This is a genomic window from Methanocalculus sp. (assembly GCF_029762515.1).
Lineage (GTDB): Archaea > Halobacteriota > Methanomicrobia > Methanomicrobiales > Methanocorpusculaceae > Methanocalculus.
Map to the genome: position 1 here is coordinate 1 of NZ_JARVGN010000085.1, position 6686 is coordinate 6686.

6 protein-coding genes and 1 pseudogene are annotated in these 6686 nt (G+C 52.5%); 1 reads left to right on the forward strand and 6 read right to left on the reverse strand.

Translation table 11 applies throughout. The annotated features are described in order from the left end of the window. On the forward strand, window positions 1-985 hold a 985-nt coding region (locus QCH34_RS04380), incomplete at its 5' end, for a cysteine desulfurase (RefSeq protein WP_300330683.1). Here the strand turns inward: QCH34_RS04380 and QCH34_RS04385 are convergent. From QCH34_RS04385 to QCH34_RS04410, 6 genes and pseudogenes are all read right to left on the reverse strand, one after another. Beyond that, window positions 969-1718: a formate dehydrogenase accessory sulfurtransferase FdhD gene (locus tag QCH34_RS04385; protein ID WP_300330686.1), complete on the reverse strand. Its 750-nt coding sequence runs from the start codon at window positions 1716-1718 to the stop codon at window positions 969-971. The genes QCH34_RS04380 and QCH34_RS04385 overlap by 17 nt on opposite strands. Window positions 1719-1776: 58 nt before the next feature. Next, the gene (locus tag QCH34_RS04390) at window positions 1777-2214 is read right to left on the reverse strand and encodes a NusA-like transcription termination signal-binding factor (RefSeq protein ID WP_300330689.1); all 438 of its coding nucleotides are present in this window, start codon (window positions 2212-2214) and stop codon (window positions 1777-1779) included. Between the two features lies 1 nt (window position 2215). Further along, on the reverse strand, window positions 2216-2506 hold the full coding sequence (locus tag QCH34_RS04395) for a 50S ribosomal protein L30e (protein WP_300330692.1): 291 nt from the start codon (window positions 2504-2506) through the stop codon (window positions 2216-2218). Further along, window positions 2506-3819, reverse strand: a complete 1314-nt coding sequence (rpoA2, locus tag QCH34_RS04400; RefSeq protein ID WP_300330696.1) for a DNA-directed RNA polymerase subunit A'' — start codon at window positions 3817-3819, stop codon at window positions 2506-2508. The genes QCH34_RS04395 and rpoA2 overlap by 1 nt, the downstream gene beginning before the upstream one ends. A 1-nt stretch (window position 3820) precedes the next feature. Further along, the gene (locus tag QCH34_RS04405) at window positions 3821-6478 is read right to left on the reverse strand and encodes a DNA-directed RNA polymerase subunit A' (RefSeq protein ID WP_300330701.1); all 2658 of its coding nucleotides are present in this window, start codon (window positions 6476-6478) and stop codon (window positions 3821-3823) included. A 12-nt stretch (window positions 6479-6490) separates the two neighbouring features. Continuing rightward, window positions 6491-6686, reverse strand: a pseudogene (locus QCH34_RS04410) (DNA-directed RNA polymerase subunit B); the annotation flags it as partial.

Below are 6686 nucleotides of genomic sequence, written 5' to 3' on the forward strand. Positions count from 1 at the left end.
GAAGGTCGCCCGGTTCATCGGCGGAGAAGAGGGCACAACCGTCTTCACAAAGAATACCACCGAGTCGATCAATATGGTTGCCCGCGGCCTCGACTGGAAACCGGGAGATCGGATAATCACCACCATCCTCGAACACCATTCAAACCTCCTGCCCTGGAGAGCACTGAAAGCAGAGGGAGTCGAAATCACAGTCATCGGCATACAGCCGGACTACACCCTCGATCTTGAAGCCTTTGAGGAGGAGGTCAGAAGAGGAGCGAAACTTGTTGCGATCACCCATGCATCAAATGCAATCGGGGTGATCATCCCTGTCAAAGAGATCGGAGAGATATGCAGGAGATACAATACCCTCCTCCTCATCGATGCCGCACAATCAATACCACATATGCCAGTCAGTGTCCGGGATATCGGCTGCGATTTCTGCTGTTTCTCAGGCCATAAGATGCTTGCTCCCACCGGGACAGGTGTCCTCTGGATGAAGGAGCCGATCATTCAACCGATGATGCTGGGTGGCGGGATGATCGAAGAGGTGCATCAGGATGGATTTATCCCGATCGAGGGATACCAGCAGTATGAAGCAGGCACTCCGAACATCTCAGGCGGAATCGGGCTTGGCGTTGCTGTCGATTACCTTGAGAAGATCGGAATGGATCAGATCCGTCGCCACGAAGAAGAGCTTACCACCCGTCTGATAGAGGGGCTCTCGCGGATCGATGGAGTCACCATCCATGCACCATCCAATCCAGCATCACGGATCGGTGTTGTCTCTTTTTCGATTCAGGGGCTTCATCCTCATGAGGTTGCAGAGCGTCTTGATAGCGACTATGACATCCTGGTGAGATCCGGCCATCACTGCTGCCAGCCGCTGATGGAGTCGCTTGGCCTTTCGAATGGAACGGTGAGGGCAAGCCTGGCCCTCTATACCACCATCGATGAGGTCGATCTCCTGGTAGCAGCGATCCGCGAGATCACACAGGGCCTTTGATCCTCTCGGGATGTGAGAAGCAGGCGGGCCTGCCGTCCCGGGTATGAGAGATGATGCAGAGGTTTGTCTCGTCTGCAATCGAAACGGCAAGATCTGTTACCTGCCCTCTTGATAACAGGATCGGGATTTTGGCAAGGAGGCATCTCCTGACCATTTCGGAGGTAATCCTGCCGGAGATCCCAAGAACGGCACCCGAAAAGTCAAGGCCGTGCTGAATACCATACCCGATCACCCTGTCAACAGCAGGTGAACAGCCGATATCATGGAACGAGGCAATAATTCCCCCATCCCGATCCATCAGTATTGCTGATTCTTTCTCACCCGGCAGTTGTGAGAGGATCTTTCTTATAACAGAAAGAGAGATGGGATTGCCGCCATCCTCAATCCGGGGAAGTGATGTCGTGTCAATGTAGGATGTACTCCCCCCGCACCCGGCAAGAATAGTCTTCCTCCGGCCGGTGATCCGAAAGGGGTTTGTTGTCAGGACACTGATCCGGTTCTTCTCGAATTTGATTGATTCGATATCATCTTTTGACCTGATGATCTCTTCTGAGAAGAGGTACCCGATTGTATACTCCTCAAGACTGCCCGGAGAGAGGATCGCCGTCTCTGCATGGCGGCCATTCACAAAGAGGGCAATTGCCGTCTCCCGGGATGCATCCTCTGTTGATTCCAGCAGTTCTCTCTCATCAAGGAGAAGACAGGGGAGGGAATAGAAACCAGGATGAGGCATAGAGATGAACCATTCTTCCAGAGAGCAGAACGAAGATCTGCCCCTGCTTCAAAAAAAATTATTCCTGAATCAGTTCGACATCCGCGATGTCAAACTGTCTCCGGAGAAGCTGCTTGGCTTTTGAGATATTCTTACCTTCTTTGCCGATTGCCAGGCCTCGATCATCCTCACGGACTTCGATCTGTGCAACACGCTCATCATCCTCGCCTTCGAACTCAATCGAGAGAACTTCTGCTGGGAGGAAGCAGTTCCTGATGAACTGAACGAGATCGTCAGAATATTCAACGACCTCAACACGCCTGTCAAGGGCCTCGGATGCCTTCTTGATTGAGGCGCCCTTCTTCCCGATTGCAAGACCCATCTCGCCGGGGTTGATGATAAAGATGACCCGGTCATGCCTGTCATCGATGACACAGTCGCGTGCACCTGCACCTGTGAGGCTCTCGAACTGGGAGATCAGGTGCATGCAGTCTTCATTTAAGGTTATTTCCGACATATCAAGCTCTCTGAATATTTAGAATGTCGGATTCACCGGCGTTAATGACTGCAAGTGCGCTCACGATGAAATCCTTTCCGCACTCTTTGCCGAGCTGGCGGCCTGAGCCATTGTAGTGGTATACAGCGACTTTCTCCTGCGCTTCAACGATCTTTTTGAAGTCTTCCGGGCAGTTCTTTGCAATAATTACGAGCCTTGCGGTCTCATCCTGAATGCTCGCTTCTGTGCTGTTTCGGCCAAGAATGACCGTTCCGGTCTTCATTGCCCTGCGTAAAGATGTATTGAAATCCATTAGTTGTCACCTGTTTTGGTGATTGGTTGCATTGGTTTTACGACCAAACGGACATCGCCGGTTCCAAGCCGGATCGGCTGGCCGACGATGACATTCTCTGTCACGCCGCAGAGTTCATCATGCTCATGAGCAATTGATGCATCAAGGAGGTGATTTACGGTCACCTCGAATGCTGCACGTGACAGGACACTTTCTTTCTCTCCGGCAATCCCGTGACGGCCGATCTGCTTGACCTCGCCATCCATGCACATCATATCTGCGACGAGCATGATATGGCGGACATCAACACCGATACCCTGTTCACGAAGCGTGCTGTTTGCCTCATGGATGATGGCATCCCGGGCAGCCTCGATCCCAAGGACATGGGATATCTCGCTGATATTATTCGTTCGGGTACGGGTGGTGTCTACACCCTCTACCTCGAATACGTCTTTAAGATTAGAGCCTTCAGTATATAGGATATACTCTCCGGACTCCTTTCTGACGACGACACGCTGGATATCATCGATACCCTGAACAATGACATTTCTGACATGTTCCTGAAGCTGGAAGAGATTCTGATAGCTATCCTGGTCTTTTGGGAGGAATCTGAGGATTCCCGCCTGTTCATCCACCTCAGACTCAAAGTCGCGGTAATGGCGCCGTTCGCGGATCTTCGCCGGAGCGCGCTCAAGAATATCCGCAACCTTGATCCGGCGCTTATCACATACCGCCTTGTTTAAGGTGACAACAACAGCCATACTCTCCATGTCTGTCGTGATATCACCAAATTCATGAAGCGGTGATGCTTCGATATCCCAGGAGACTTCACGGGCACGGTCACGGTTATCACGGTACCCATCCTCAAGGTGAATCGTCATTGCTGGTGTTGACGGTTCACGCCTGGCATCCATAATCTCAATGAGACGCGGCAGACCAAGGGTGACGTTAATCTCAGCGACACCCGCATAGTGGAAGGTCCGCATCGTCATCTGTGTACCCGGCTCACCGATTGATTGTGCCGCGATGATACCAACCGCCTCACAGGGTTCGATCCTGGTAGAGAGGTATTCCTTCACGACCCGGTTGAGGATCTCATCGAACTGCTCATCAGTCACCGGTGATTCCTTCTCTTCTCTCTTCAGAAGGAGGGTGATCAGCTGATCGTGTGTCTTGACCGGGAGATTTGCATCATTGATTCTGAGGATTCGGCTGATTATACGCTCAAATACCTCATCCTCAACTTCGCGCTCAGAGAACCATTCGGTGATCAGCTTGTGAATCGTCTCCGGGAGGGTATGTGAGTCGATCCTGTCAATGTACTGTTTGTTCATCTCAGATCTCCTCCTTTAAGACACTCTCAACGATTCCCTTGACATCCACCGGATCTCCAAAGGCACTCTTTGTGGGATCGGTTCCATCCTCTCCGTACTTGAACTGGATGATCCGCCCGCCTGTTGTTCTGACGGTGCCGTCATAGGCGACTTTTAAGTCCTGAAGTGCATTGATCAGCCTCCTCTGGAGGTAACCGCTCTGTGACGTCCTGACCGCAGTATCGACAAGACCTTCACGGCCACCGATTGCATGGAAGAAGAACTCTGTCGGTGAGATTCCACTCTTATAGGAGTTCCGGATGAAACCATGTGCTCCTGCACCCTGGTCGTATTTCTTGAAGTGGGGGAGGGTTCTCCCTTCATATCCACGAACGATACGCTCACCACGAACAGACTGCTGTCCGATACATCCGGCCATCTGTGTCAGGTTCAGCATGGAACCACGGGCACCGGAGACGGCCATTACGACAGCAGAGTTGCCAAGACCAAGGTGACTGCCTGCAATATCACCGGTCTTGTCCCTCGCCTTTCCGAGGACCTGCATGATCTGCATCTCAAGTGTCTCCTCGGCAGTTCTTCCGGGCATTGGTTCAAGCTGGCCGTTGTTATAGATCCGGATCCTCTTCTCCACATCCTGTTCGGCCTCATCCAGCAGATCGCGGATCTGTCCATACTCGGTCCTGCTGAGATCTTCATCATCAATCCCAAAGGAGAAGCCGATGAACATGATACTCCGGATCGAGAGTTTGGTCATATCGTCGATATATTCGCGGGCCCTTTTCAGGCCGTGTGTCCGGATGATCCGGTTCATTATCGCGCCTTCGAACGCACCAACGGATTTCTTATCAATAGTTCCGGAGATGTGATCCCCATCGATGATCCTGACATAGGCATCACGTTCGCAGAGATCTTTTTTGCACTCATTGCAGTTCACGCATGATGTTGCCCGGTAGACCATGTTCAGTCCGCGGGGCAGGATCATCGAGAAGACCTGTTTATTGCTCCAGTACGATACGCCATCCTCGACCTTGCCGGGCTTTGGAAGGAACTCGATATCCGCATGCCGCAGGAGATAGAGAACTTCAGGCTTGGTAAACCAGCGCAGCTCATGCGTCAGGAGGAAGATGCCGGAGATGTGATCGTGAATCCCGCCGATGATTGGTCCGCCAAAACGCGGCGAAAGGATATTCTCCTGAACCGATGCAAGAAGCGAGGCTTCTGCTCTTGCCTCTTCGGTCTGGGGAACATGCATGTTCATCTCATCACCATCAAAGTCAGCGTTATATGGCGGACAGACTGCCGGGTTTAACCGGAATGTCTTATCACCCATCAGCTTGATCCGGTGTGACATGATGCTCATCCGGTGAAGCGATGGCTGACGGTTGAAGAGGACGATATCGCCGTCCCTGAGCTGCCGGTCAACGGTCCATCCAGGCTCGATCATCGAGGAGACCATCTCACGGTTATCGAGAAGGCCTGATCCGCCATGGAGACGGAGCCTTCTGTTATCGGGGCGGATGGCATAGTTTGCGCCACAGGGATCGCGGAGTGTCGGCCGCTCGGGTCCGACAAGAACCATTGAGCGGAGCTCCTCAACATTCTCTTTTGTCACGCGGATTGGAACCGACATCTCGTTAGCGATTGCAAGCGGGATACCAAGTTCTGATACCGAGAGATTCGGATCAGGAGAGATGACTGTACGGGCAGAGAAGTTGACACGCTTTCCTGAAAGCGATCCCCTGAATCGCCCGTCCTTTCCCTTCAGTCTCTGTGAGAGGGTCTTTAATGGCCTGCCGGAACGATGGCGTGCAGGCGGGCATCCGGCCACCTCATTGTCCATGTAGGTGGTCACATGGTACTGGAGCAGTTCCCAGAGATCTTCGATGATCAGCTGGGGTGCTCCTGCATCCTGGTTCTCCTTGAACCGCTGGTTGATCCTGATGATATCGACAAGCTTGTGGGTCAGGTCATCTTCAGAACGCTGTCCGTTCTCAAGGATGATCGAGGGGCGCATCGTCACCGGGGGAACCGATAATACCGTCAGAATCGTCCATTCGGGGCGTGCCACGGTTGCATCGATTCCAAGAATCTTGAGATCGTCATCGGGAATCCGCTCAAGGCGTGCACGGATGTCAGCCGGAGTCAGCTTGTGCTCTGTCTTCCGGCCATCTTCTGTCCATGCCTCCATGAAGGTGGTCGGCTTTTCGAAGTTCACCTTCAGCTGCTGCTCGGCACAGTGCGGGCAGACCCGCTCTTTCTTGATATCCTTCTCGGAGACGACATCGGCAGAGAAGGGATCGTCACCCATTGCAGAGAATTTCTCGATCTCCTGTGGCTCAAGGAGAAGCCGTCCGCATGCCCGGCAGCTGACACGAAGAAGCTTCCTGATCAGCCGGGTATATCCGACATGGATGACTGGTTTGGCAAGATCGATGTGGCCGAAGTGACCGGGGCAGTCACCTGATTTCTGGCCGCAGGTCTTGCACCGGAGACCCGGATCAATAACTCCGAGACTTGGATCCATCAGGCCTTTGCTGTAGGGGAAACCATCGTCATCATAGGTGTCTGGCCAGATCACCTTACATACACTCATTTTTCTGACATCTTTCGGTGAAAGAAGGCCAAAATCTAATTTTCCTATTCGTTTTGGGCTTGGCATATTCAGATCACCTCAGACTATATCCTCAAGCATCAGTCGTGGTGCGATACCCATACTGATCATCTCATCCAGAAGGAGCTTGAATGCATAACTCATCTCTACCTCGTAGATGTCCGTCTCGGCACCGCAGGCAAGACATGAAGTAACCTTCCGTTTCGCATCATACATGGCAACCATACCGCACTGGGCACAGACCCATTCCTTCACG

Coding starts and splice junctions, on each gene's coding strand:
- QCH34_RS04385 (WP_300330686.1), bottom strand. CDS start 1,718: ATGCCTCATCCTGGTTTCTATTCCCTCCCCTGTCTTCTCCTTGATGAG.
- QCH34_RS04390 (WP_300330689.1), bottom strand. CDS start 2,214: ATGTCGGAAATAACCTTAAATGAAGACTGCATGCACCTGATCTCCCAG.
- QCH34_RS04395 (WP_300330692.1), bottom strand. CDS start 2,506: ATGGATTTCAATACATCTTTACGCAGGGCAATGAAGACCGGAACGGTC.
- rpoA2 (WP_300330696.1), bottom strand. CDS start 3,819: ATGAACAAACAGTACATTGACAGGATCGACTCACATACCCTCCCGGAG.
- QCH34_RS04405 (WP_300330701.1), bottom strand. CDS start 6,478: ATGCCAAGCCCAAAACGAATAGGAAAATTAGATTTTGGCCTTCTTTCA.